Genomic DNA, 22,945 nt, shown 5'->3' with positions numbered 1-22,945 from the left:
TCATTGATCGACTGTATTTGATTGACAGGGACTGATGACGTCATCGCTCCCTGTCCGAAGGAACGGGAACGAATGACCGATAGCAATGACGACAAGACACTTGGTGCAACGGGCAAGAAGACGCTGACCCTGAAACCGTCGGGGATAAGCCAGGGCACCGTGCGCCAGGATATGGGTCGCGGTCGCACAAAAGCGGTCGTCGTCGAGACCCGTAAGCGGCGTCCGATGCGCCCCGAAGACGAACGTCCGGTCGCACCTGCTCCGGTGGCGCCCCGCGCTGCCGAGCCTGCACCAGCACCAGTCCAGGCACGTCCGCAGCAGCAGACACCGGCGCCGCGTATCCAGCAGCCAGGTGGCAACTCTCAGCCGTCGCAGCACTCTCCGCGCCAGCAGGACCGTCCGCGTCCGGTGGTGCTGAACCATCTGTCGCCGGAAGAAATGGATGCGCGCCGCCGTGCACTTGCCATGGCGCAGGTTCGCGAAGCCGAAGATGCGGCCCGCCGCGTCGAGGAAGACAAGCGCCGCGCTGTAGAAGAAGCTGCCCGTCAGGCTGCGGAAGCCGAAGAGGCTGCGCGCCGCGCCGCCGAAGAAGCTGCCCGTCCGCCGGCGCCTCCGGTTGTTGAAGCCCCTGCTCCGGCACCGGCTGCAGCGCCCGTTCAGGCCCGTTCGGCTCAGCCGTCTGCACCGGCTGCCCGCCGCCCAGATGCCGCCCCGGCACCTGGCGCTGCGCGTCCCGGATCTGCTGCTCCGGCAGCGGCTCGCGGCCGCCGTGAAGGCGAAGAAGACGATCGCGGCGGTGCTGCACGCGGTGGCCCGGTTCGTGGGCGCGTCGTGCGTCCGGAGCCGGCAAAGCCGGTCACCACCCGTCCGAAGGGCGAGGAAGACCGCCGTCGCGGCAAGCTGACGATCGGTACCGCGGGCGTCGACGACGAAGGTGCGCGCGGCCGTTCTATGGCTGCCATGCGCCGCCGTCAGGAAAAGTTCCGCCGCAGCCAGATGCAGGAAACCCGCGAAAAGGTTATGCGCGAGGTCATTCTGCCTGAGACCATCACCATTCAGGAACTGTCGCAGCGTATGTCTGAACGCGCCGTCGACGTTATCAAGTATCTGATGAAGGAAGGCCAGATGATGAAGCCGGGCGACGTCATCGACGCCGACCTCGCTGAACTGATCGCCGGCGAATTCGGCCACACCGTCAAGCGCGTTTCGGAATCCGACGTCGAAGAAGGTATCTTCGACAAGGCCGACGATGCTGGCGAAATGGTTTCGCGTCCGCCTGTCGTCACCATCATGGGTCACGTCGACCACGGCAAGACCTCGCTGCTCGACGCCATCCGTCAGGCGAACGTCGTGTCGGGTGAAGCCGGTGGCATCACCCAGCATATCGGTGCCTATCAGGTCGAACAGAACGGTCAGAAGATCACCTTCATCGACACGCCCGGTCACGCCGCCTTCACGGCCATGCGTGCTCGTGGTGCGCAGGCAACGGACATCGCGATCCTGGTGGTTGCGGCCGACGACAGCGTCATGCCGCAGACGATCGAATCCATCAATCACGCCAAGGCGGCCGGTGTTCCGATCATCGTGGCGATCAACAAGATCGACAAGCACGAGGCCAAGCCGGACAAGGTCCGCCAGCAGCTCCTGCAGCACGAAGTCTTCGTGGAATCGCTGGGCGGTGAAGTGCTCGACGTCGAAGTTTCTGCCAAGAACAAGACGAACCTCGATAAGTTGCTCGAAGCCGTCCTGCTGCAGGCCGAAATTCTCGACCTCAAGGCCGATCCGACCCGGACCGCTGAAGGCACCGTTATCGAAGCTCAGCTCGATCGTGGCCGTGGTGCGGTCGCGACCGTTCTCGTCCAGAAGGGCACGCTGAAGCCAGGCCAGATCATCGTTGCCGGCGATCAGTGGGGTCGCGTCCGCGCGCTCGTCACCGACAAGGGCGACCATGTCAAGGAAGCGGGTCCGGCGACCCCGGTCGAAGTGCTCGGTCTTTCCGGCACGCCTGCTGCAGGCGACAAGTTTGCCGTCGTCGAGAACGAAGCCCGTGCCCGCGAAATTTCCGAGTACCGCCAGCGTCTGGCGCGCGACAAGGCAGCTGCCCGCCAGTCCGGCCAGCGCGGTTCGCTCGAACAGATGATGAGCAAGCTGCAGAATACCGGCTACAAGGAATTCCCGCTTGTCATCAAGGGTGACGTTCAGGGTTCCATCGAAGCCATCATCGGTGCTCTCGACAAGCTCGGTACCGACGAAGTTCGGGCTCGCATCGTTCATTCGGGTGCTGGTGCCATCACCGAGTCGGATATCGCGCTTGCGGAATCCTCCGACGCGGCGATCATCGGCTTCAACGTTCGCGCCAATGCACAGGCACGTACCGCTGCCGAGCGTGGCGGCATCGAGATCCGCTACTACAACATCATCTACGATCTCGTGGATGACGTGAAGGCAGCGATGTCGGGCCTGCTGTCGCCGGAGCGCCGCGAGACCTTCCTCGGCAATGCCGAGATCCTCGAGGTGTTCAACATCACCAAAACAGGCAAGGTCGCGGGTTGCCGCGTCACCGAAGGCAAGGTCGAGCGTGGTGCAGGCGTGCGCCTCATCCGCGACAACGTCGTCATCCACGAAGGCAAGCTCAAGACGCTCAAGCGCTTCAAGGACGAAGTCTCCGAAGTGCCGGTCGGCCAGGAATGCGGTATGGCCTTCGAGAACTACGAAGACATCCGCGCAGGCGATGTCATCGAATGCTTCCGCGTCGAGCATATCACCCGCTCGCTCTGATCGCGCGGATCTGTATCTTGGACGGGCGCCGGATCATCTAAGGCCGGCGCCCGAACCTTTTGAGGCAAAGAAAAATGGCAACAAGACCGACAACCTCCGCACCTTCGCAGCGCATGCTGCGCGTCGGCGAACAGGTGCGCGCAGCGATCACCCAGGTTCTGCAGCGCGGCGAAGTGCGTGACGACGTGATCGAAAAGACCGTCATCTCGATCTCCGAAGTGCGTATGTCGCCCGATCTGAAGATCGCGACGGCCTTCGTCACGCCGCTTGGCGTCGCCGATCACGACACGGTCATCGCAGCGCTGAACAAGAATGCGAAATACATCCGTGGCCGCCTCGGCGCACAGCTGCGCCAGATGAAATACATGCCTGAAGTCCGCTTCCGCGACGACACGAGCTTCGACAATTACAAGAAGATCGATGAGCTCCTGCGTTCGCCCGAGGTCGTGCGCGATCTCGATGACGGCAAAGACGGCGAATAACAGAAGAAAAGAATGTCCAAACCACGCAAACCCAAAGGCCGTCCGGTTTCCGGCTGGCTGATCCTCGACAAGCCGGTGGATTTCGGCTCGACGGAAGCCGTTTCCAAGATCAAGTGGCTGTTCAAGGCGCAGAAATGCGGCCATGCCGGCACGCTCGACCCCTTGGCCTCGGGCATGCTGCCGATCGCGCTCGGCGATGCGACGAAGACGGTCCCCTACGTCATGGATGGCCGCAAGATCTACGAATTCTCGGTCACCTGGGGCGAAGAACGCGCCACCGACGATCTCGAGGGTGAAGTCACGCAGAGTTCGGACAAGCGTCCGGCCGAGGGCGATATCCTGGCGCTTCTGCCGAATTATACCGGCGTCATCAGCCAGGTGCCGCCGCAGTTCTCGGCAATCAAGATCGCCGGCGAGCGCGCCTATGATCTGGCCCGCGAGGGCGAAGCCGTCGAGATTCCGTCGCGCGAGGTCGAGATCTTCCGCCTGACGCTGCTCTCCTGCCCGGATGCCAGCACGGCGCATTTCGAAGTCGAATGCGGAAAGGGTACATATGTTCGCGCCTTGGCCCGCGATTTCGGCCGCGATCTTGGCTGCTACGGCCACGTCTCCGGCCTGCGCCGGACATTCGTCGCGCCGTTCCCCGAAGACAGCATGATCCCGCTTTCCGAGCTCGTCGCCCTTGAAGCGATCGAGGATCAGGACGAGCGGCTGGCAGCTCTCGATGCGCTGCTCATCGACACCAGCGAAGCGCTGTCTTCCCTGCCGCATCTGGCCGTCAACGATGATCAGGCGCACCGTCTGAAGATGGGCAACCCGATCCTCGTGCGCGGCCGTGACGCGCCGATCACCGAGAGCGAAGCCTATGCGACGGCGCGCGGCAAGCTGATCGCCATCGGCGAGATCGGCGAAGGCGAATTCCGCCCGAAGCGCGTCTTCGTCTGACGACGCGACCGGCGCGCCGGAGGCCTGCCGGTCATGCCTCTTCCCTTTGCTGTCTGAATGGTCTATAGGCAGCGCCAGCATCAGGCAGGCCTGAATGCTTTCGCGGCCAAAGCTGGACGACATCCCGGCTTTTGGCGACCTTATCTCCTCTCATCGAAAGGAACATCCGATGTCGATTACTGCTGAGCGCAAGACCGCCCTCATCAAGGAATACGCAACGTTCGAAGGCGACACCGGTTCTCCGGAAGTCCAGGTTGCGATCCTGACCGAGCGGATCAACAACCTCACGGAACACTTCAAGGGCCACAAGAAGGATAACCATTCCCGCCGTGGCCTGCTGACGATGGTTTCGAGCCGCCGTTCGCTTCTCGACTACCTCAAGAAGAAGAACGAAGGCCGTTACACCAAGCTGATCACCAGCCTGGGTATCCGTCGCTAAGGTTTTCCGGCGGGCGCTCTTCGGGCGCTCGCCGGTTGCTTATCAGGGGTTGGAAAGCCCCAGAGATTGACCACCACATTTGATGTTTTCATGGGGTGGGACTGAGGCAGACCCGGATGGGCCGGTTTTGCCAGAACAACCGTTGACCTGTCATGGGGCAGGATTGCCGGATGCTTTCCGGCCAAGGTACGGAACCTTGGCCCGGCTTTCTCGAAAGCCGCCGCCGCAAAGCCTCCCGTTGTCTTGCCCATGATGCGTCACATAATTGCGGTCGATCGCGCGCTGTGCCTTGAAAGGGTCGTGGCGCCTGTTCCCGCATTGAAGGACAAGACATATGTTCGATACCCATAGCGTGGAAATCGAGTGGGCAGGCCGCCCGCTGAAGCTCGAAACCGGCAAGATCGCCCGTCAGGCTGATGGTGCCGTTCTCGCGACCTACGGTGAAACCGTCGTTCTCGCGACCGTTGTTTCCGCCAAGTCGCCGAAGCCGGGCCAGGATTTCTTCCCGCTCACCGTCAACTACCAGGAAAAGACCTACGCAGCCGGCAAGATCCCCGGCGGCTACTTCAAGCGGGAAGGTCGTCCGTCGGAAAACGAAACGCTCGTTTCCCGCCTGATCGACCGCCCGATCCGCCCGCTCTTCCCTGAAGGCTACAAGAACGACACCCAGGTCGTCGTCACCGTCATCCAGCACGACCTTGAAAACAACCCCGACATCCTGTCGATGGTTGCCACCTCGGCAGCCCTGACGCTGTCTGGCGTTCCGTTCATGGGTCCGGTCGGCGGCGCACGCGTCGGCTACATCAACGGCGAATACGTCCTCAACCCGCATCTCGACGAAATGGAAGAGTCCGTTCTCGACCTCGTCGTTGCCGGTACGCACGACGCCGTTCTGATGGTTGAATCGGAAGCCAAGGAACTCAACGAAGAAGTCATGCTGGGCGCCGTCATGTTCGGCCACCGCGGCTTCCAGCCGGTTCTCGACGCGATCATCAAGCTCGCCGAAGTTGCTGCCAAGGAACCGCGCGATTTCCAGCCGGAAGATCATTCCGAGCTCGAAGCCGAAATGCTGAAGCATTTCGAAGCCGAACTGCGCGTCGCCTACAAGAACACCCAGAAGGCTGAACGCTACGCAGCCGTCGATGCCGTGAAGGCAAAGGTCAAGGCTCACTTCTTCCCTGAAGGCGTCGAGCCGAAGTACACTGCCGAAGTCATCGGCGCGACCTTCAAGCATCTGCAGGCGAAGATCGTTCGCTGGAACATTCTCGACACCAAGAGCCGTATCGATGGTCGCGATCTGTCGACCGTTCGTGCGATCGTTTCGGAAGTCGGCCTGCTGCCGCGCACCCACGGTTCGGCTCTCTTCACCCGTGGCGAAACGCAGGCGATCGTCGTTGCCACGCTCGGCACCGGCGAAGACGAACAGTATGTCGACAGCCTGACCGGCATGTACAAGGAGCGCTTCCTGCTCCATTACAACTTCCCTCCCTACTCGGTTGGCGAAACCGGCCGCATGGGCTCCCCGGGCCGCCGCGAAATCGGTCACGGCAAGCTCGCATGGCGCGCTATCCGTCCGATGCTGCCGTCTGCCGAGCAGTTCCCCTACACGCTGCGCGTCGTCTCCGAGATCACCGAGTCCAACGGCTCGTCATCGATGGCAACCGTTTGCGGCACCTCGCTCGCTCTGATGGACGCCGGCGTTCCGCTGGCCAAGCCGGTTGCCGGTATTGCCATGGGCCTGATCCTCGAGGGCGATCGCTTCGCCATTCTCTCCGACATTCTCGGTGACGAAGATCATCTCGGCGACATGGACTTCAAGGTCGCCGGTACCGCCGACGGCATCACCTCGCTGCAGATGGACATCAAGATCGCAGGTATCACCGAAGAAATCATGAAGGTCGCTCTCGGCCAGGCACAGGGCGGCCGCACGCACATTCTCGGCGAAATGGCCAAGGCCATCACCGAGAGCCGCGGCCAGCTCGGCGAATTCGCACCGCGCATCGAAGTCATGAACATCCCGGTCGACAAGATCCGTGAAGTCATCGGCTCCGGCGGCAAGGTCATCCGCGAAATCGTCGAAAAGACCGGCGCGAAGATCAACATCGAAGACGACGGCACGGTGAAGATCGCTTCCTCGTCCGGCAAGGAAATCGAAGCGGCCCGCAAGTGGATCCACTCGATCGTTGCCGAGCCGGAAATCGGCGTCATCTACGAAGGCACGGTCGTCAAGACCGCCGACTTCGGTGCTTTCGTCAACTTCTTCGGCGCCCGTGACGGTCTCGTCCACATCTCGCAGCTCGCTTCCGAGCGCGTTGCCAAGACGCAGGACGTTGTCAAGGAAGGCCAGAAGGTCTGGGTCAAGCTCCTCGGCTTCGACGAGCGCGGCAAGGTCCGCCTGTCGATGAAGGTCGTCGATCAGGAAACCGGCCAGGAAATCGCTGCCGACAAGAAGAAGGAAGAAGCAGCCGAATAAGCTGCGCCTTTCCAGAACTTCATGGGCGCGGGACTGTTTCCGCGCCCTTTTTGTATTCGAAGACGAGATGAGCCCATGAGCCGCGAAACGCTGAAAACCCTGTTCCACCCCTTTGCCAGCGGCACTGTCGATGCGCCGGGCGAGGGGCAGCGCGTGCTGTTCCTGGGCGCCGAGGCAGGCTTTGCCTTGCCGGAGGGCTTTGCCGCCTCGCTGAGCGCCGTACAGGGCTTTCGTCCGCTATACCGGCAGCTGCAGGCGCAGCGCATCGAAACCACGCCTGAGATCGAAGGCGAGGATTATGATGCGGCCCTGGTACTCTGCACCAAGCATAAGGGCGAGAACGAGGCGAATATCGCCGCCGCCCTGTCGCGCGTGAAATCAGGAGGTCTGATTGTCGTCGCCGGTGGCAAGGAAGACGGCATCCAGCCTTTGCGCAAGCGCATGGACGGCTTCGGTTTCGATATCGAGCACATGCCGAAATATCACGGCGTCGCCTTTTGGTTCGTCCGTCCTGACAATGTCAGCGAAGCCGTGTCAAAATTCGCCAAGGCGCCGGTTCGCGTCGACGGCCGCTTCATCGCGTCGCCGGGAATGTTCTCGCATGACCGGATCGACGATGGTTCCGAGCTGCTCGCCTCGCGCCTGCCGACCGATTTCACCGGCGATGCCGCGGATTTCGGCGCCGGCTGGGGATATCTCTCCGCTGAGCTGGTCGCGCATTCGCCGAAGCTCGCACGCATCGACCTCTACGAGGCCAACCACGCCTCGCTGGAGGCCGCAAGGGACAATCTGGCAGAGAACTGCCCGAACGCACCGGCGCGCTTCTTCTGGCACGATCTGGCAGGCGAACCGGTCAAGGACAAGTACGACCTCGTCATCATGAACCCGCCCTTCCATGAGGGCCATGCCGCCGAGCCTTCGCTCGGCCAGGCGATGATCAAGACCGCAGCTTCGGCGCTACGCGGCGGCGGCCGCCTGCTCATCGTCGCCAATCGCGGCCTGCCTTATGAGCCGGTTCTGGCCGCCAATTTTCGGGAAAGCGGCGAAACCTGCCGCAACGCCCGCTTCAAGGTTCTCTGGGCGAAGAAATGAAAAAGGCGGCCATTGGCCGCCTTTTTCATATCCGGATGATTTGTAGCTGATCTTACTCGACGTCTGCCGTCCGCAGCGCATCCAGCGTCGGCATCGAGGTGATGTTGAAACCCGCGTCGACGAAATGGATTTCGCCGGTGACGCCGGCCGACATGTCAGACAGCAGGTAGAGTGCCGAGTTACCGACGTGGTCGATGCTGACGGTCTTGCGCAGCGGTGCGTTCTGTTGGTTCCACGACAGGATCGCGCGGGCGTCGGAGATACCGGCGCCGGCGAGCGTGCGGATCGGGCCTGCGGAGATGGCGTTGACGCGAATGCCGCGCGGGCCGTAATCGGCCGCCAGGTAACGTACGGAGGCTTCCAGAGCCGCCTTGGCGACACCCATGACGTTGTAGTTCGGGATGACGCGCGTCGAGCCGTTATAGGTCAGCGTCAGCATCGAGCCGCCGTCGGCCATCAGCGGCGCGCAGCGCTTGGCGATCTCGGTGAAGGAGAAACAGGAGATCACCATCGTGCGGCTGAAATTGTCGCGCGTCGTGTCGGCGTAGAGGCCTTTCAGCTCGTTCTTGTCGGAAAAGCCGATGGCGTGAACGATGAAATCCAGCTTGCCCCAGCGCTCCTTGATCGAGTCCACCACGGCATCGACCGATGCGGTATCCTCGACATCGCAAGGCAGCACGAAATCCGAGCCGGCTTCGGCTGCGAGCGGCTTGACCCGCTTGCCGAGCGCCTCACCCTGGAAGGTGAAGGCGAGCTCGGCGCCCTGCGCCGCCAGCGCTTTCGAAATGCCCCAGGCAATCGAATGGTTGTTTGCGACGCCCATGATGAGGCCGCGCTTACCCTGCATGATTCCCGTCATGGTATTATCCGTTGTAGCGCTGGAAGACGAGCGTAGCGTTGGTGCCGCCGAAGCCGAAGGAGTTGGAAAGGGCAATGTCGATCTTGGCGTCGTCGATGCGCTTGCGAACGATCGGCACGCCGTCGAACTCGGGGTCGAGTTCCTTGATATGAGCGCTTTCGCCGATGAAGCCCGCCTGCATCATCAGCAGTGAGTAGATCGATTCCTGAACGCCGGCAGCACCCAGCGAGTGACCGGTCAGCGACTTGGTCGACTGGATGTGGGGGATTTTGTCACCGAAGACTTCGCGGATGGCGCCAATTTCCTTCGAGTCGCCAACCGGCGTCGAAGTGCCGTGCGTGTTGACGTAATCGACGCTGCCTTTCACCGTTGCCAGTGCCTGGCGCATGCAGCGGATCGCGCCTTCGCCCGACGGAGCGACCATGTCGTAGCCGTCGGAGGTTGCGCCATAGCCGACGATTTCAGCGTAGATCTTGGCGCCGCGGGCCTTGGCATGCTCGAGTTCTTCGAGAACCAGGACGCCTGCGCCACCGGCGATGACGAAGCCGTCGCGGCTGACGTCATAGGCGCGCGAAGCGGTATCCGGCGTGTCGTTGTACTTGGAAGACATCGCGCCCATGGCGTCGAAGAGGTTCGACATCGTCCAGTCGAGGTCTTCGTGACCGCCGGCGAACATGATGTCCTGCTTGCCCCACTGGATCATTTCAGCCGCGTTGCCGATGCAATGTGCCGAGGTCGAGCAGGCCGACGAGATCGAGTAGTTGACGCCGTGGATCTTGAACCAGGTGGCGAGCGTCGCCGATGCCGTCGAGGACATCGCCTTCGGAACGGCAAACGGGCCGATGCGCTTCGGGCTGTTGTTCTTGATGGTGATGTCGGCCGCTTCGATGAGCGTGCGGGTGGACGGGCCGCCCGAACCCATGATGATGCCGGTGCGCTCGTTGCCACCGATATCGGCGTCTTCGAGGCCGGAATCGGCGATCGCCTGTTTCATGGCGACGTGGTTCCACATGCCGCCCTGCGACAGGAAGCGCGCCGCGCGGCGATCGACGAGTTCAGTAACGTCAATCTTGGGCGACCCCCAAACCTGGCACTTGAAGCCATGCTCGGCAAAATCGTTGGAAAACGAAATGCCGGACTTGGCTTCGCGCAGCGACGCGGTGACTTCCTGTGCATCATTACCGATGGAAGAAACGATACCCAGACCTGTGACAACTACCCGTCTCATGTCGATGACCTCTTCTAAAACGTCTTTGTATTTGGAGCGGTCTTGCCGCGGTTCAGGCTTTCGACAGGCCGACGCGCAGGTCGCTCGCCTGGTAGATCACTTCGCCGTCGGCCTTCAGCCAGCCATCGGCAGTGCCGAGGACGAGGCGGCCGCGCATGACGCGCTTGAAGTCGATGCCGTATTCGAGAAGCTTGGTTTCCGGACGGACCATGCCCTTGAACTTTACTTCGCCAGTGGAGAGCGCCATGCCGCGGCCAGGCTCGCCGAGCCAGCCGAGGAAGAAGCCCGTCAGCTGCCACATGCCGTCAAGGCCGAGGCAACCCGGCATAATCGGGTTACCCTGGAAGTGGCAGGGGAAATACCAGTCGTCGGGGCGCACGTCATATTCGGCGCGAATGTAACCCTTGTCGAACGCTCCGCCGGTTTCGGAGATATCGGTAATGCGGTGGACCATCAGCATCGGCGGCAAGGGAAGCTGCGCATTGCCGGGGCCAAACAGCTCGCCACGGCCGCAGGACAGGATTTCCTCATAGTTGAAGCTGGATTGTCTCGTCGTCATGAAAAGTCTGGGTCCCCCGCAACGTGCTGATGGATTGAGTGTTAGTCCAAGTTCTTCGGAAAATGAAGCATAAGCATGCCTGCCTCCCATTCCGCGCCGGACCAGCGATCTGCCTTATTTGGTGGTCGCATACAGGAAGGCCAAGGCCGCGACCAGAGCTAAATGCGCCAAAGGCCGGATTTTAAGGCATTTCAGCGCCTATTGTCCCCATTGAAACTATTGAAAGGCTTTTGCGCAAAAGTTATATGGCTTAGGAAACTTGATTAGTTGATGCTAGAATTAAACGGAGTTCTTCCTTCATGGCGGCTGAAGCCCCGATCGGTATCGAAGCGAGACTGCGCAGCGCCGGCCTTCGCCCGACGCGCCAGCGCGTTGCCCTCGGTGATCTGCTGTTCGCCAAGGGCGATCGTCACCTGACCGTCGAAGAACTGCACGAAGAAGCCGTGGTGGCAGGCGTGCCGGTATCGCTGGCGACCGTCTACAACACGCTGCACCAGTTTACCGAGGCCGGCATGATCCGCGTTCTCGCGGTCGAAAGCGCCAAGACCTATTTCGATACAAACGTCTCCGATCACCATCATTTCTTTGTCGAGGGTGAAAACGACGTTCTGGATATCCCGGTCAGCAATCTGACCATCGGCAACCTGCCGGAACCGCCCGAGGGCATGGAAATCGCCCATGTCGACGTGGTGATCCGCCTGCGCCCGAAGAGCCGCTAGACGTCACATCACGTCATCGGGATGCCGGCCGGGCCTGTGCTTGTAGATTGGGAACGTCCATCCGAACCACAGTGCGCCGCCGCGGATTGCGAAGGCCGCCGCTGCGCCGAGCGCTGATGCCGCATAGAGTGGCAAACCGAATTCCGTCGCACCGGTAAAGACGCCGGCACCGATCAGCGCCGCAGTGATGTAGATTTCCGGCCGCAGCAGTACGGAAGGCTCGTTTGCCATCAGATCGCGCAGCACGCCGCCGAAGGTCGCCGTCAGTGTTCCTGTTACTATCGCGATCGTCGGCGACCCTGTCGCCGCCAATCCCTTCGCCGCGCCCATGACGCAATAGGCTGACAGCCCGATGGCATCGAGCCAGATCAGCAGCCGGTAACGGGATTCGACAAGGTGGGCGGTGAAAAACACCACCACGCCGGTGACGCAGCAGATGACGATATAGGCCGGGTTGAGCACCCAGAAGACCGGGACGCGGCCGAGCACGATATCGCGCACCGTGCCACCGCCAATACCGGTCACGGTCGCAAAGAACAGGAAGCCGATGAGATCAAGCTGCTTGCGCGAGGCGGCGAGCGCGCCGGTTGCCGCAAAAAGCGCAATGCCTGCATAATCGAGATAGACGAGCAGCGACATCAGAGGTCCTTGGAGCGGCAGATCGTGCCGAGACTGAATCACGGCGGCAAGGGCGGCGCAAGGCGGGGCGTTCAGAATGCGCGACTGTCAATGCCCTTATCCGCCAGAAAGAGGAAAGTCGTGAAAGCGCTTCTCATCGCCGTCAATCTCGTCGCGCTGCTCGTGGTCCCGGCCGCCGCCTTCGCCCAGCAGTCGCTGCTCTCCGATCCGGAGATCTACGAGAAGAAGCACTTCACCGAGCAGTGCACCAAAGCCGACTTCGGCGAGGGCTACGTCAAGCGCCTCGATATCAACAACGATGGCCTCATCGACGCGGTCGTCAATGAAGGCGAGCTGACCTGCGACGGCGAAAAGGGGCCGCAGTGCAACGACGACGGCTGCCCCTACAATTTCTATCTCCAGGTCGCCGAAGGCGGCTACTTCATGATCGCGACGGCGCAGATCTATGGCTACGATTTCGTCCAGCGCTTCGGCAACATGGTGCTGGCCATGAAGATGCATCCACGCTTCTGCGACCGCACGGAAGGTGACCCCTGCATCGTCACGGCCCGCGTCCGCGGCACCAAGTTCGTCACCATCTCCAAGAAATAGCGGTTATCGAGGATAGAGCTCCGACGTTCGCCCCGCCAGATAATAGCCGACCAGGCCGAACCATTCGCGCACCGCGGTCGAAGTGTTCTGGGCGTTGAGACTCGGCTGGGTAAAGTCGATGCCGGGGTGGACCTCGCCGTCCGTCCGGAAATCGGTGGGCCAGGGCGTGACGTCGATGCCGAGTTTGCGGAAAATGCCGACGGACCGTGGCATGTGATATCCGGAGGTGATCAGCAGGCAGTTCGAAAGTCCGTTCTGTGCAAGCAGATCCTTGGTGTTCATCGCGTTCTCGAAGGTCGTGCGCGAAGCTGTCTCCTCCACCAGCCGCTCGCGCGGTACGCCGAACAACGGGAAAAAGCGCGTCGAGGCGGCGGCATCACCTTCGTAGGTGCCTGAAATCGAGCCATCTCCGCCCGAAATCAGGATCCGCGACTGCGGGAATTTCTGTGCCAGTCTCAGCGCTTCTATAAAGCGGTCTGCCGCGGCACTGAATTCGATCCCGTGGCGGGCGGTGTTGACTTCGCTCTCGAAGGCACCGCCAAGCACGATCATGCATTGCAGGCTTTCCGGGTCCTGTGCGGGCTTGGGGAAACGGTTCTCCAAGCCTTGCAGCAGATAATTGCCGGCCGTCGTATAAAGCGTCACGAACAGCACGACGGCGCTAAGCCCGGAGAACAACAGTGCGCTTTTGCGCAGCTGGAGCGCCAGGGCCAGGAGCCCGAGAACGATAAGGAAGAAGGCAACGGACAGCGGCTGGCCGAAAACCCAGACAAGCTTGGAGAAGATAAACACGAAATGCTCCCGGTATCGAACTGGGCAGCATCCTATGCGATTCGGCTTCCAGGGAAACGACCGCCGTTACCGGGACTGGCGCGTCACTGCGGTAAGCGGAAAAATCAATGTCCATTCAATTATTTAGTGGAAAGGAGGAGAGATCATCCGCAGCTGTTTCTCTGTCTCTACGACGGCGCGCTCAATCCAGTAAAGAATTTCGGGCTGATGATTAATATTTAAGCGGAGCGCCGCGAGCCCATCAAGTATCGAGGAAAGATTTCGCTGCGTTTCATCGGCTGCGATGCTGGGCAAGGCGTCAGGCAATTCAATGTCGAATTTCATTGCGGCGATCGTGCCTCCATCGGGCGGCAAACTCTTTTTGTTTCCGGCGAAAATTACCTATCGTTACGCAGCCGTCTGTCAATCGGATCAGCCCTTAAATTGTGGCCTATCCCCCTTTGTGTTCCGCTTGGCTTGCGGCTAGTTTGAGCGCGACTCATCTCCTGAAAGCCATTGCGGACATGTCTGCACTTGAGAATTTTGCCGAAAATTTACGGCGGCTCTGCCTCGCAAAGGCAGGCAGCATCAGCGCTGCCGCGCGCGGCATGGAAATTGGCCGCTCGCAGATCGAATCCTATCTTCAGGCTCGCCGGGCGCCGGGACGCGCTTCGGTCAAGAAAATCTGTCAGTACCTCGATGTCACCGAGGAAGAAATGTATCAGCGGCCGATCGCCGTCGATCTCGATCACGGCCGTCCTTCGGGCACGCGCGTGCTCTCTGCTGCGCGTGACGCGCTGGAGCCACTGCTCTTTGCCGATCCGGCCGCCGGGATCGCCCCGGGCCTCTACCATGCCTATATGACAATACCGAGTACGCCGGACAGCCTGCTCTGCGCGGTCGTCGTTATTGCCAAACAGGGCAATGCCACCACCTTCCGCCGGCTGACCAATCGGGCCGTCAAGAAGGGCGAATACTGGTCGCGCTTCACCGGCGATCACAAGGGTATCGTCGTCGAGCGGCTGAACTGCCTGTCTTTTGCTGCCGCAAACCAGATCGGCACCCAGGAGCCGACGCTGATGCGTTTGCGCTGGCTGCCCTTCTCCGACAAGCTGCTTGGCGGCCACTCGATGATCTTTACTCCGGCCGGGCCATCATTCAGCGCCGTGGTCATGGTGCCGCTCAACAGCCGCATCAACTTGCGAACCGCACTGCGGCTCGCCAAGGTCTATCGCACGACCGATGAGGCCGTGCCCCGGATCGTCCGGGATATGATTGTTCAGCAGCGCGCCGACTTCATCTCCGCAGTCACGCGCGACCTCACTTAGTTCAGCGACAGTCCCATATCGTGGGTCGCCGCAGCCGGTTCAACGCTGACCCGGTGCGCCTCGATCAATGCCATCGACAAGAGATAGGTCAGCATCGGCTGCTTCGCGCTCCTGCTCTGTGCGATCAGCGTGTTCAGCATGTCGATGGTGTATCCACCGAGGGCATCGTCCAAAGTCAGCTCTTCTTCGGTCTGTACAGTCTTTTTAAGGCCCATTCTGCTTCTCCGGCGGTCCTACCGAATTATTCTCACAGCATGATTGTCATAGTTCTCTTTTTTGGGCTACATAATTCTACGTAAAGACAAAAATAACGAATTTAATTCAGTAATTATCTGTTTTTGACTTCAATTGAAGCAATGCATCACTTTGATGTATCAAAACAATATTTCCGCATTAATTGAATATTTCTGGTTGCTGTTTCATCCTTCGGCCGCGATCAAGGGGATCGTTCATACAACCGTGGAGATGGATCATGCAGAACAAGACGAAGCCGAACCTCAAGGTAACGCCTGTTAAGGCTAAGCCGACGTTTGTCAGCCGCGGCATGATGTTCCGTATTGATTAAGTTCATAAGCGCCTGCTGCGAGCCTCGCCGCAGGCGCATCTGATTCGATGCGTTATCGCTCTTCCCGCACTCTCGTTTTTCATAACGATGGCGACGCCTTCGTCGCCTGCAATTTTCTCACCAAGGCTGTGTTCGAATGCAGCCCTGATCTCCTGGAGTTTCTGCGCGCGCTCGCTTCCTGGAGCGATCGCGCTGCAATCCGCGATCAGGCGCCTGGCTACAGCGACGAAGAACTGGACGAGACGCTCGCCTCGCTGGTCGAGATGTCGGCGCTCATCGAGGAGGGTTCCGCCCTCCACGCGCGCGAAGAGGCCTTCTCCGAAAACTGGAAATGGGGTGTACCGTCGGCGCTGCTGCATTTCTGCGTTCAGGACCCAGAATACATGTCGCTGAACGAGGCGGAGGATCTGCAGCGCACGACGCTTGCCACTGAAGGCGAGATCGCGCTCTACACCCTCAACGCAGACAAGAGCGACGTCATCGCGCTGCCGCGAGCGCTTGGTGGCAACACCTTGCTGCAGCTGATGTCGCGCCGCCGGACGCAGCGCCGGGGCCTGCCGCAGGCCGTGGGTATCGGTGCGCTCTCTGAAGCGCTGTTCGCCGGTCTCGGCATTACCGGCAAGGCGCGCAATGCCGTCGTCGAATTGCCGCTGGGCATGACCCCGTCAGGCGGCGCCCGCAATCCCTATGAAGCCTATGTCTTTGCCCGGAATGTCGAAGGGCTTGAGCCCGGCATCTATCACTATTCAGCGCTGGAGCATTCGCTGGCGCGCGTCTCGGCCGCGACGCCCGCATTGTCGGATCTGGTCGGTGGCCAGGAATGGGCCGATACCATGCCCTGCATGATCGTTCTCGTCGCGCATATGGACCGGACCATGTGGAAATACAGCGATGCGAACGCCTACAGGGTGGTGATGATCGAAGCGGGACATATCGGCCAGAACATCATGCTCGCGGCTACCGCGCATGGCATGACAGCCTGCCCGACAGCCGCACTCAGCCATAGCGCGATCTGCGAATTGCTCGAAATTAGCAATCCGGCCCATGCGCCGATCTATGCCCTTACTCTGGGTTGGCCTGACGCAACGTAAAGACCAAAAAAAGTCGGTTGAATTTTGCAACTCGCGGGTTGCGATATTTGAAATACCCGGCATATTATGGTGAGCAAATCGTTTCTAAATGAGGGATCGCTCACGTGCCGGATCCAGTCGATATCCTAGTCGGTCGCAACGTAAGACAATTGCGTGCCAGACGCCGCGTTTCACAGCTGGAATTGGGTGAGGCCCTCGGCCTGACCTTCCAGCAGATTCAGAAATATGAGAAAGGCACGAACCGCGTTTCCGCGAGTAAGCTGCATCAGATCGCCCAGTTTCTGGGGGTCGAAATCTCAGCCCTTTTCGAAGGTGCCGAAACCAGCCAGCCCGAGAAGATCGAGCTGAGCCCGGAGGCCTATCAGCTGGCGCTGCATTACGACAAGCTCCACTCGCCGGCAGGCAAGGAAGCGGTGAAGACTATCCTGACTTTGATGAGCAATGAGACGGCGGCGTAATCCGCCCCAATCGACCGGCGGATATGGGTCACACCGTTTCCCGGTACTTTAGCCCGCCTCACGGCGGGCTTTCTTTTTCTAGTGCCGCTCGCATTCATGCAGTGCTGTCAGCAGCTCGTCCTGCGTATGGTGGCCGGCGTGATAGAGATCGATCGCGATGCTGGCGATCGACAGTCCTTGCTGGCTGCGGAGCTTGATGTTTCGCTCTGCGCACCACGAGTAAAGCGCGCCGGCGAGGACATCGACATCATCCGCCGGAGCGGACATGGAAAGTGCTGCGGTCATGTGAAATGCCCTTTGGTTCGTTCCCCAATTCTGTTCAGAAGATTGAAGTGATTTAGAGAACTTGCAAGTCCGTTTCAGGGCCTGCGTTAATGCTCGACATATGGGCATTTCATGCCGTCCCAAAACGGCACGGAAACGGCATCCGTGCCGCTATGGAACGCCTTTGACTGATTATAGGACGTGTAGCGAGCGTGCCTCTACGCCGAAAAGCTGCAGCTTGTCAGCCGCTCGCTGAGCGTCCAGAGCCTTTCGGCTGCCTCGGCATCGCAGGCCCACGGCCAGACCCCGACAGGTCCCGTGTGGCCTTCCCCGACCAGTGGAGATATGTCGCAGTCCTCACAATAGACGCCGCCCAGACCGGCGAGCTTCGGGCTGGTTGCGCACCATACCGAGGTGGCCGCACCCTCTTCGACAGTCTTGAAACTGCGCTGGCTCTCTTCGCTGACGTCCATCCCGCCGTCGGCATGGCGGGTGATGCCGAAGGCCTTGAAATCGTCATCGGTCAGATGGCGCACGAGATCCGTGATGATGGCGCCGGGGTGAAGCGAAAACGCGCGGACACCAGATACCTCGCCCCGCTTGTCGAGGCCAAGGGCAAAGAGCGCATTGGCTGTCTTCGACTGGCCATAGGCTTTCCACTTGTCGTATTCGCGGGTCTCGAAGTTCGGATCCGTGAAATCGACCGGTGCAAAGCGGTGACCGCGCGAGGAGACCGCCACGACCCGCGCGCCGTTCGCCTTCGCGAGCGCCGGCCAGAGGCGCGCGGTGAGCTGGAAATGTCCAAGATGGTTGGCGGAGAACTGGACCTCGTAACCACGCCCGTCGCGCGTCAGCGGAGAGGCCATGACGCCGGCGCTGTTGATCAGCATATGCAGCGGTCTGCCACTGGCGACAAAGCCCGCAGCGAAACGGTCGATCGAAGCCGGATCGAGCAGGTCGAGCGGCGCGAGCTCGACCCCTGCGATACCGGCGAGGTTGGCCTCCGCCTTGGCGGGTGACCTGACCGGGACGACGACCGTTGCACCGGCTTCGCTGAGTGCCCGCGTCGTCTCGACGCCGATGCCGGAATAGCCGCCGGTGACGATGGCGATCTTGCCGCCGAGGTCGATCCCGGCCAAGGCGTCTCGCGCTGTCGTCTTGCTACCGAAACCAGAATGGATAGGCTTTTGTTCTGTCGTCATGGACGAACTCCTTTTGAACCACAGCCCGGTATAGATTGCCGAAATGGGATGATCCATGTAAGAAAGTTCCAATTTCTTGCTGGATCGTTCAGAGATGGATCCCCTTTCCGATATCCTTGCGCTGTTGCAGCCAAAAAGCGTCGAGACCTATGGCGTCATGGCCGGCGGTGAATGGGCGCTCGACTTTCCGCGCAGCTATGAAGGCATCAAGTTCGGCGCAGTGGCCCGCGGCGGATGTTTTCTAAGGGTCTCCGGCGAACCGGCGCCATTCCGGCTGGAGGAGGGCGATTGCTACCTCTTGACCGGCCAACCCTATTGGCTGGGCAGCGATCTCTCGCTCGCGGGGATCGATGCCCGCACGATCTTTGTCGATCTGAAGACCCGCGTTGCCCGGTATGGCCCTCATGACGATACGTTCCTGGTCGGCGGCCGCCTGATGTTCGATGCCAGTCATCAGATATTGCTGACCGGCGCACTTCCCGCAGTGATGCATATTCCGGCAGCCGCTGATGAAGCCGCCGTGCTGCGCTGGACGCTGAAACAATTGGCGAAGGAACTGACGGAGCTGCGGCCAGGCGGTCTGCTGATGTCAGAGCATCTCGGCCATATCCTCTTCGTCAATGCGTTGCGTCTGCATATGGCGGCAGAGGGTGAGGTGGCGCCGGGTTGGCTGAAGGGGTTGAACGATCCGCGGATCGGCAGGGCGTTGCGGGCCGTGCATGCCGAACCGGCAAGGCGCTGGACGCTGGAGGTTCTGGCGAAAGAGGCCGGGATGTCGAGAACGGCCTTCGCTCTGCATTTCAAAGCCCTGGTCGGCTGGCCGCCGCTCGATTATCTTCTCCGCTGGCGCATGCGGCTGGCGGCCCGCGCGCTGCTGTCGCCGGAGCGCAACCGCTTGTCCGATATCGCGCTATCTGTCGGCTACGAGTCCGAAAGCGCCTTCAGCGCGGCTTTCAAACGCGCCATGGGCTGCGCGCCGAAACACTATCAGGGCAGGGCGAAACAACCTGCATAATACAAAAAAGCCGGTGGGGTTACCACCGGCTTTGTCCTTGTCTTCGCTAAATGCTCGCTCAGCCCTCGAAGAATTCCTTCATCCGGGCAAAGAAGCCCGTCGATTCAGGATTGTTCTCCTTGGAGGAGAGCTGCTCGAATTCCTGCAGCAGCTCGCGCTGGCGCTTGGAGAGCTTCTGAGGCGTCTCGATCTGGATCTGGATGTAGAGATCACCCGTCTGGCTGGAGCGCAGCACCGGCATGCCCTTGGCTTTCAGGCGGAACTGTTTGCCCGCCTGCGTGCCTTCAGGAACGGTAACGCGCGACTTGGTGCCGTCGAGTGTCGCCACATCGAAAGTGCCGCCAAGTGCCGCCGTCGTCATCGAGATCGGTACGGCGCAATAGAGATCGGCTCCATCGCGCTGATAGAACTCATGCGGCTTGACCGACAGGAAGATGTAGAGGTCGCCCGCAGGCCCGCCACGCGTGCCTGCCTCGCCTTCGCCCTGCAGGCGAATGCGGGTGCCGTCTTCGATACCAGCCGGGATGTTGACCGAGAGCGAACGCTCTTCCGTCACGCGGCCCTGGCCATGGCACTTGGTGCATGGGTCGGGAATGATCGTGCCGCGGCCATGACAGGTCGGGCAGGTGCGCTCGATCGAGAAGAAGCCTTGAGCTGCGCGCACACGGCCTGAACCCTGGCAGGTGCCACAGGTCTTCGGCTGCGTACCCGGCTTGGCGCCCGAACCCGAACAGACATCGCAGGTGATCGACGTCGGAACGCGGATCTGCGCCGTCTTGCCGGAGAAGGATTCTTCCAGCGTGATTTCCATGTTGTAGCGAAGGTCGGCGCCGCGCTCGCGGCCACCCGAAGAGCGCTGCCGTCCACGGCCGCCGCCCATCATCTCGCCGAAAATATCCTCGAAGATATCGGAGAAACCACCGCCGCCGGCAAAACCGCCACCGCCGCCGCCGGGTCCCATGCCGCCATGTTCGAAGGCGGCGTGGCCATAGCGATCGTAGGCCGCGCGTTTCTGCGGGTCCTTGAGCGTCTCGTAGGCTTCGTTGATTTCCTTGAACTTGACTTCAGCGCTCTTATCGTCCGGGTTCTTGTCCGGATGATACTTCATGGCCAGCTTGCGGAAGGCGCTTTTCAGCTCTTTCTCATCCGCCGTTTTGGCGACGCCCAGAGTTTCGTAAAAGTCCGCTTTTGCCAATTTAAACCCCGGAAATGGATTTCCGGCTGCCCTCAGGCAGCCGGATCACAGTGTTTAGCATAACCGCTTTGCCGCGGATTACGCGGACTTCTTACGGTCGTCGTCTTTGACTTCTTCGTAGTCGGCATCGACCACGTTGTCATCACCTGCGGAAGCATCAGCCGTGCCCGCTTCGGCCTGCTGCGATTCGTAAATCGCCTGGCCGAGCTTCATGGAAACTTCCATGAGCGTCTGGGTCTTGGCCTTGATGTCTTCGGCATCCGGCTCTGTTGCTTCGATCGAAGACTTCAGCGCGGCGATCGCGTCAGAGATCGCGGTGCGGTCAGCTTCCGAAACCTTGTCACCGTAATCCTTCAGCGACTTCTCGCTGGAGTGAACGAGGCTTTCGGCCTGGTTCTTGGCTTCGACGGCTTCGCGGCGCTTCTTGTCGGCTTCGGCATTAGCCTCAGCATCCTTGACCATCTTCTCGATGTCGGCGTCGGAGAGACCACCAGAGGCCTGGATGCGGATCTGCTGTTCCTTGCCGGTGCCCTTGTCCTTGGCCGAAACCTGCACGATGCCGTTCGCGTCGATGTCGAAGGTGACTTCGATCTGCGGAACGCCACGCGGTGCCGGTGGCAGGCCAACGAGGTCGAACTGACCGAGCAGCTTGTTGTCCTGCGCCATTTCGCGCTCGCCCTGCGAAACGCGGATGGTGACGGCCTGCTGGTTGTCGTCAGCGGTCGAGAAGGTCTGGCTCTTCTTCGTCGGGATCGTGGTGTTACGCTCGATCAGACGGGTGAAGACGCCGCCGAGGGTCTCGATACCGAGAGACAGCGGGGTCACGTCGAGAAGCAGAACGTCCTTGACGTCGCCCTGCAGAACACCGGCCTGGATGGCGGCGCCGAGTGCGACGACTTCATCCGGGTTGACGCCCTTGTGCGGCTCCTTGCCGAACAGCTGCTTGACGACTTCCTGCACCTTCGGCATGCGGCTCATGCCGCCGACGAGAACGACTTCGTCGATCTCGGCAGGGGTGACGCCGGCATCCTTGAGGGCGGCCTTGCACGGTGCGATCGTGCGCTGAACGAGATCGTCGACCAGGCTTTCGAACTTCGCGCGGGTCAGCTTCAGCGTCAGGTGCTTCGGGCCGGAAGCGTCTGCCGTGATGAACGGCAAGTTGATTTCGGTCTGCTGCGAGGACGACAGTTCGATCTTCGCCTTTTCCGCAGCTTCCTTGAGGCGCTGCAGGGCAAGCTTGTCGTTCTTCAGGTCGATGCCCTGATCCTTCTTGAACTCATTGGCAAGATATTCGACGAGACGCATGTCGAAGTCTTCACCACCGAGGAAGGTGTCGCCGTTCGTCGACTTCACTTCGAAGACGCCGTCGCCGATTTCGAGAACCGAGATATCGAAGGTACCGCCACCCAAGTCGTAAACGGCAATCGTCTTGCCGTCCTTCTTGTCGAGACCGTAGGCGAGTGCTGCTGCCGTCGGCTCGTTGATGATGCGCAGTACTTCAAGACCGGCGATGCGGCCGGCATCCTTGGTTGCCTGGCGCTGGGCGTCGTTGAAGTAGGCCGGAACGGTGATGACGGCTTTTTCGACCTTTTCACCGAGGTAGGATTCGGCGGTTTCCTTCATCTTCTGAAGGATCATCGCGGAAATCTGTGCGGGCGAATAGCCCTTGCCCTGAGCTTCGACCCAAGCGTCGCCGTTATCGCCCTTGGCGATATTGAACGGAACGAGGCCCTTGTCCTTTTCGACGGTCGGATCGTCGTAGCGGCGGCCGATCAGGCGCTTCACTGCGAAGAGGGTGTTCGTGGGGTTGGTGACTGCCTGACGCTTTGCCGGCTGGCCGACGAGGCGTTCGCCATCATCGGAGAAAGCCACCATGGAAGGGGTCGTACGCGCGCCTTCCGCATTTTCAATGACCTTCGCGTCCTTGCCGTCCATGACAGCGACGCAGGAATTTGTCGTTCCGAGGTCGATACCGATTACTTTTGCCATGTCATTTACTCCTTGAAGCAAGCTGTCGGAACCCTTGGTTAAGGCATTTCCCTGACAGCCCCTTGGGGGATGGGGGTCTTCGAACTAACGCAATCGTGATTGCGGTGATGCGGCGTATATAAGGAGCGGTTTTCGGGACTGCAAGGCGAGAAATAGCCCGAAATCCAGCAAAACGAGCGTGTTGTCTTCAATTTTTACGGTAGCCGGAAAACAAAGGTTTTTGACTGCACGGCAGCGTAACTGCGCGTTGCAGATCGTCCCTT

At 60.6% G+C, this 22,945-nt stretch carries 23 protein-coding genes; 12 read left to right on the top strand and 11 right to left on the bottom strand.

Annotation, left to right across the window (positions count from 1 at the left end; translation table 11 throughout):
* Positions 1 to 72: 72 nt before the first annotated feature.
* The 6 genes from infB to AC1DV9_RS09395 all read left to right on the top strand — a co-directional run bounded on the left by infB (position 73) and on the right by AC1DV9_RS09395 (position 8,209).
* A complete protein-coding gene (infB, locus tag AC1DV9_RS09420) occupies positions 73 to 2,778 on the top strand; it encodes a translation initiation factor IF-2 (protein ID WP_112385016.1) in 2,706 nt (901 codons plus the stop codon).
* Between the two features lie 74 nt (positions 2,779 to 2,852).
* Complete coding sequence (gene rbfA / locus AC1DV9_RS09415; RefSeq protein ID WP_112385017.1) at positions 2,853 to 3,260, top strand: 30S ribosome-binding factor RbfA; 408 nt, start codon at positions 2,853 to 2,855, stop codon at positions 3,258 to 3,260.
* Positions 3,261 to 3,272: 12 nt separating this feature from the next.
* Positions 3,273 to 4,205 (top strand): tRNA pseudouridine(55) synthase TruB, encoded by a 933-nt coding sequence (gene truB, locus AC1DV9_RS09410; protein WP_112539906.1) that lies wholly within the window; start codon positions 3,273 to 3,275, stop codon positions 4,203 to 4,205.
* 169 nt (positions 4,206 to 4,374) lie between these two features.
* Positions 4,375 to 4,644, top strand: coding sequence for a 30S ribosomal protein S15 (gene rpsO, locus AC1DV9_RS09405; RefSeq protein WP_026283114.1), 270 nt, complete (start codon positions 4,375 to 4,377; stop codon positions 4,642 to 4,644).
* Between the two features lie 334 nt (positions 4,645 to 4,978).
* Complete coding sequence (gene pnp / locus AC1DV9_RS09400) at positions 4,979 to 7,117, top strand: polyribonucleotide nucleotidyltransferase (protein ID WP_477947405.1); 2,139 nt, start codon at positions 4,979 to 4,981, stop codon at positions 7,115 to 7,117.
* A 75-nt stretch (positions 7,118 to 7,192) separates the two neighbouring features.
* Positions 7,193 to 8,209 (top strand): class I SAM-dependent methyltransferase, encoded by a 1,017-nt coding sequence (locus AC1DV9_RS09395; RefSeq protein WP_477947403.1) that lies wholly within the window; start codon positions 7,193 to 7,195, stop codon positions 8,207 to 8,209.
* A 52-nt stretch (positions 8,210 to 8,261) separates the two neighbouring features.
* Here the strand turns inward: AC1DV9_RS09395 and fabI are convergent, their stop codons facing one another.
* The 3 genes from fabI to fabA are packed head-to-tail and all read right to left on the bottom strand — an operon-like array spanning position 8,262 to position 10,855.
* Complete coding sequence (gene fabI, locus AC1DV9_RS09390; RefSeq protein WP_112514281.1) at positions 8,262 to 9,068, bottom strand: enoyl-ACP reductase FabI; 807 nt, start codon at positions 9,066 to 9,068, stop codon at positions 8,262 to 8,264.
* A 4-nt stretch (positions 9,069 to 9,072) separates the two neighbouring features.
* Positions 9,073 to 10,296: a beta-ketoacyl-ACP synthase I gene (gene fabB / locus AC1DV9_RS09385; protein WP_112514280.1), complete on the bottom strand. Its 1,224-nt coding sequence runs from the start codon at positions 10,294 to 10,296 to the stop codon at positions 9,073 to 9,075.
* Between the two features lie 52 nt (positions 10,297 to 10,348).
* Positions 10,349 to 10,855 carry a 3-hydroxyacyl-[acyl-carrier-protein] dehydratase FabA gene (gene fabA / locus AC1DV9_RS09380; RefSeq protein ID WP_112385023.1) on the bottom strand — a complete coding sequence of 169 codons (507 nt, stop codon included), beginning with the start codon at positions 10,853 to 10,855 and terminating at the stop codon, positions 10,349 to 10,351.
* A gap of 299 nt (positions 10,856 to 11,154) precedes the next feature.
* Between fabA and irrA the strand changes: the two genes are divergently transcribed.
* Positions 11,155 to 11,574 (top strand): iron response transcriptional regulator IrrA, encoded by a 420-nt coding sequence (gene irrA / locus AC1DV9_RS09375; RefSeq protein ID WP_112385024.1) that lies wholly within the window; start codon positions 11,155 to 11,157, stop codon positions 11,572 to 11,574.
* Positions 11,575 to 11,577: 3 nt separating this feature from the next.
* Here the strand turns inward: irrA and AC1DV9_RS09370 are convergent, their stop codons facing one another.
* Positions 11,578 to 12,213 (bottom strand): trimeric intracellular cation channel family protein, encoded by a 636-nt coding sequence (locus AC1DV9_RS09370; RefSeq protein WP_477947401.1) that lies wholly within the window; start codon positions 12,211 to 12,213, stop codon positions 11,578 to 11,580.
* Positions 12,214 to 12,333: 120 nt separating this feature from the next.
* Between AC1DV9_RS09370 and AC1DV9_RS09365 the strand changes: the two genes are divergently transcribed.
* The gene (locus AC1DV9_RS09365) at positions 12,334 to 12,804 is read left to right on the top strand and encodes a hypothetical protein (RefSeq protein WP_112539912.1); all 471 of its coding nucleotides are present in this window, start codon (positions 12,334 to 12,336) and stop codon (positions 12,802 to 12,804) included.
* 3 nt (positions 12,805 to 12,807) lie between these two features.
* Here the strand turns inward: AC1DV9_RS09365 and AC1DV9_RS09360 are convergent, their stop codons facing one another.
* Both AC1DV9_RS09360 and AC1DV9_RS09355 read right to left on the bottom strand, forming a co-directional pair.
* Positions 12,808 to 13,596: a YdcF family protein gene (locus AC1DV9_RS09360; protein WP_477947399.1), complete on the bottom strand. Its 789-nt coding sequence runs from the start codon at positions 13,594 to 13,596 to the stop codon at positions 12,808 to 12,810.
* A gap of 123 nt (positions 13,597 to 13,719) precedes the next feature.
* The gene (locus AC1DV9_RS09355) at positions 13,720 to 13,920 is read right to left on the bottom strand and encodes a hypothetical protein (RefSeq protein ID WP_112385028.1); all 201 of its coding nucleotides are present in this window, start codon (positions 13,918 to 13,920) and stop codon (positions 13,720 to 13,722) included.
* A gap of 179 nt (positions 13,921 to 14,099) precedes the next feature.
* Between AC1DV9_RS09355 and AC1DV9_RS09350 the strand changes: the two genes are divergently transcribed.
* Positions 14,100 to 14,903 carry a helix-turn-helix domain-containing protein gene (locus AC1DV9_RS09350; RefSeq protein ID WP_112385029.1) on the top strand — a complete coding sequence of 268 codons (804 nt, stop codon included), beginning with the start codon at positions 14,100 to 14,102 and terminating at the stop codon, positions 14,901 to 14,903.
* Here AC1DV9_RS09350 and AC1DV9_RS09345 read toward each other — a convergent pair.
* Complete coding sequence (locus tag AC1DV9_RS09345; RefSeq protein WP_112385030.1) at positions 14,900 to 15,118, bottom strand: hypothetical protein; 219 nt, start codon at positions 15,116 to 15,118, stop codon at positions 14,900 to 14,902. The two genes, AC1DV9_RS09350 and AC1DV9_RS09345, sit on opposite strands and share 4 nt — an antisense overlap.
* 397 nt (positions 15,119 to 15,515) lie before the next feature.
* On the opposite strand from AC1DV9_RS09345, the gene AC1DV9_RS09340 reads away from it, so the two are divergent.
* A complete protein-coding gene (locus AC1DV9_RS09340) occupies positions 15,516 to 16,559 on the top strand; it encodes a SagB/ThcOx family dehydrogenase (protein WP_477947397.1) in 1,044 nt (347 codons plus the stop codon).
* 104 nt (positions 16,560 to 16,663) lie between these two features.
* Entirely contained in the window at positions 16,664 to 17,017 is a 354-nt protein-coding gene (locus AC1DV9_RS09335) for a helix-turn-helix domain-containing protein (protein WP_112385032.1), read from the top strand.
* 78 nt (positions 17,018 to 17,095) lie between these two features.
* Here AC1DV9_RS09335 and AC1DV9_RS09330 read toward each other — a convergent pair whose 3' ends face one another.
* Together AC1DV9_RS09330 and AC1DV9_RS09325 are read right to left on the bottom strand one after the other, a co-directional pair.
* The gene (locus AC1DV9_RS09330) at positions 17,096 to 17,302 is read right to left on the bottom strand and encodes a hypothetical protein (protein ID WP_112385033.1); all 207 of its coding nucleotides are present in this window, start codon (positions 17,300 to 17,302) and stop codon (positions 17,096 to 17,098) included.
* A 197-nt stretch (positions 17,303 to 17,499) separates the two neighbouring features.
* A complete protein-coding gene (locus AC1DV9_RS09325) occupies positions 17,500 to 18,483 on the bottom strand; it encodes an oxidoreductase (RefSeq protein ID WP_477947395.1) in 984 nt (327 codons plus the stop codon).
* Between the two features lie 94 nt (positions 18,484 to 18,577).
* Between AC1DV9_RS09325 and AC1DV9_RS09320 the strand changes: the two genes are divergently transcribed.
* A complete protein-coding gene (locus AC1DV9_RS09320) occupies positions 18,578 to 19,498 on the top strand; it encodes an AraC family transcriptional regulator (protein ID WP_477947393.1) in 921 nt (306 codons plus the stop codon).
* Between the two features lie 58 nt (positions 19,499 to 19,556).
* On the opposite strand, the gene dnaJ is transcribed toward AC1DV9_RS09320, so the two are convergent.
* The gene (gene dnaJ / locus AC1DV9_RS09315; RefSeq protein ID WP_112385036.1) at positions 19,557 to 20,693 is read right to left on the bottom strand and encodes a molecular chaperone DnaJ; all 1,137 of its coding nucleotides are present in this window, start codon (positions 20,691 to 20,693) and stop codon (positions 19,557 to 19,559) included.
* A gap of 78 nt (positions 20,694 to 20,771) precedes the next feature.
* Complete coding sequence (gene dnaK / locus AC1DV9_RS09310; RefSeq protein WP_112385037.1) at positions 20,772 to 22,682, bottom strand: molecular chaperone DnaK; 1,911 nt, start codon at positions 22,680 to 22,682, stop codon at positions 20,772 to 20,774.
* Positions 22,683 to 22,945: the final 263 nt, after the last annotated feature.

The organism is Rhizobium sp. 01L410, assembly GCF_056400165.1.
Note: the sequence above shows the minus strand (reverse complement) of the source record. Positions and strands in the feature narration are given on the sequence as shown.

Bases quoted from the DNA above. Each gene is read 5' to 3' on its own strand.
- fabB (WP_112514280.1), bottom strand. From the start codon at position 10,296: ATGAGACGGGTAGTTGTCACAGGTCTGGGTATCGTTTCTTCCATCGGT.
- infB (WP_112385016.1), top strand. From the start codon at position 73: ATGACCGATAGCAATGACGACAAGACACTTGGTGCAACGGGCAAGAAG.
- AC1DV9_RS09340 (WP_477947397.1), top strand. From the start codon at position 15,516: ATGCGTTATCGCTCTTCCCGCACTCTCGTTTTTCATAACGATGGCGAC.
- AC1DV9_RS09320 (WP_477947393.1), top strand. From the start codon at position 18,578: ATGGATCCCCTTTCCGATATCCTTGCGCTGTTGCAGCCAAAAAGCGTC.
- pnp (WP_477947405.1), top strand. From the start codon at position 4,979: ATGTTCGATACCCATAGCGTGGAAATCGAGTGGGCAGGCCGCCCGCTG.
- rpsO (WP_026283114.1), top strand. From the start codon at position 4,375: ATGTCGATTACTGCTGAGCGCAAGACCGCCCTCATCAAGGAATACGCA.
- AC1DV9_RS09355 (WP_112385028.1), bottom strand. From the start codon at position 13,920: ATGAAATTCGACATTGAATTGCCTGACGCCTTGCCCAGCATCGCAGCC.
- rbfA (WP_112385017.1), top strand. From the start codon at position 2,853: ATGGCAACAAGACCGACAACCTCCGCACCTTCGCAGCGCATGCTGCGC.
- dnaK (WP_112385037.1), bottom strand. From the start codon at position 22,682: ATGGCAAAAGTAATCGGTATCGACCTCGGAACGACAAATTCCTGCGTC.
- fabA (WP_112385023.1), bottom strand. From the start codon at position 10,855: ATGACGACGAGACAATCCAGCTTCAACTATGAGGAAATCCTGTCCTGC.
- AC1DV9_RS09370 (WP_477947401.1), bottom strand. From the start codon at position 12,213: ATGTCGCTGCTCGTCTATCTCGATTATGCAGGCATTGCGCTTTTTGCG.
- AC1DV9_RS09350 (WP_112385029.1), top strand. From the start codon at position 14,100: ATGTCTGCACTTGAGAATTTTGCCGAAAATTTACGGCGGCTCTGCCTC.
- fabI (WP_112514281.1), bottom strand. From the start codon at position 9,068: ATGACGGGAATCATGCAGGGTAAGCGCGGCCTCATCATGGGCGTCGCA.
- AC1DV9_RS09345 (WP_112385030.1), bottom strand. From the start codon at position 15,118: ATGGGCCTTAAAAAGACTGTACAGACCGAAGAAGAGCTGACTTTGGAC.
- AC1DV9_RS09325 (WP_477947395.1), bottom strand. From the start codon at position 18,483: ATGACGACAGAACAAAAGCCTATCCATTCTGGTTTCGGTAGCAAGACG.
- truB (WP_112539906.1), top strand. From the start codon at position 3,273: ATGTCCAAACCACGCAAACCCAAAGGCCGTCCGGTTTCCGGCTGGCTG.
- AC1DV9_RS09330 (WP_112385033.1), bottom strand. From the start codon at position 17,302: ATGACCGCAGCACTTTCCATGTCCGCTCCGGCGGATGATGTCGATGTC.
- AC1DV9_RS09395 (WP_477947403.1), top strand. From the start codon at position 7,193: ATGAGCCGCGAAACGCTGAAAACCCTGTTCCACCCCTTTGCCAGCGGC.
- irrA (WP_112385024.1), top strand. From the start codon at position 11,155: ATGGCGGCTGAAGCCCCGATCGGTATCGAAGCGAGACTGCGCAGCGCC.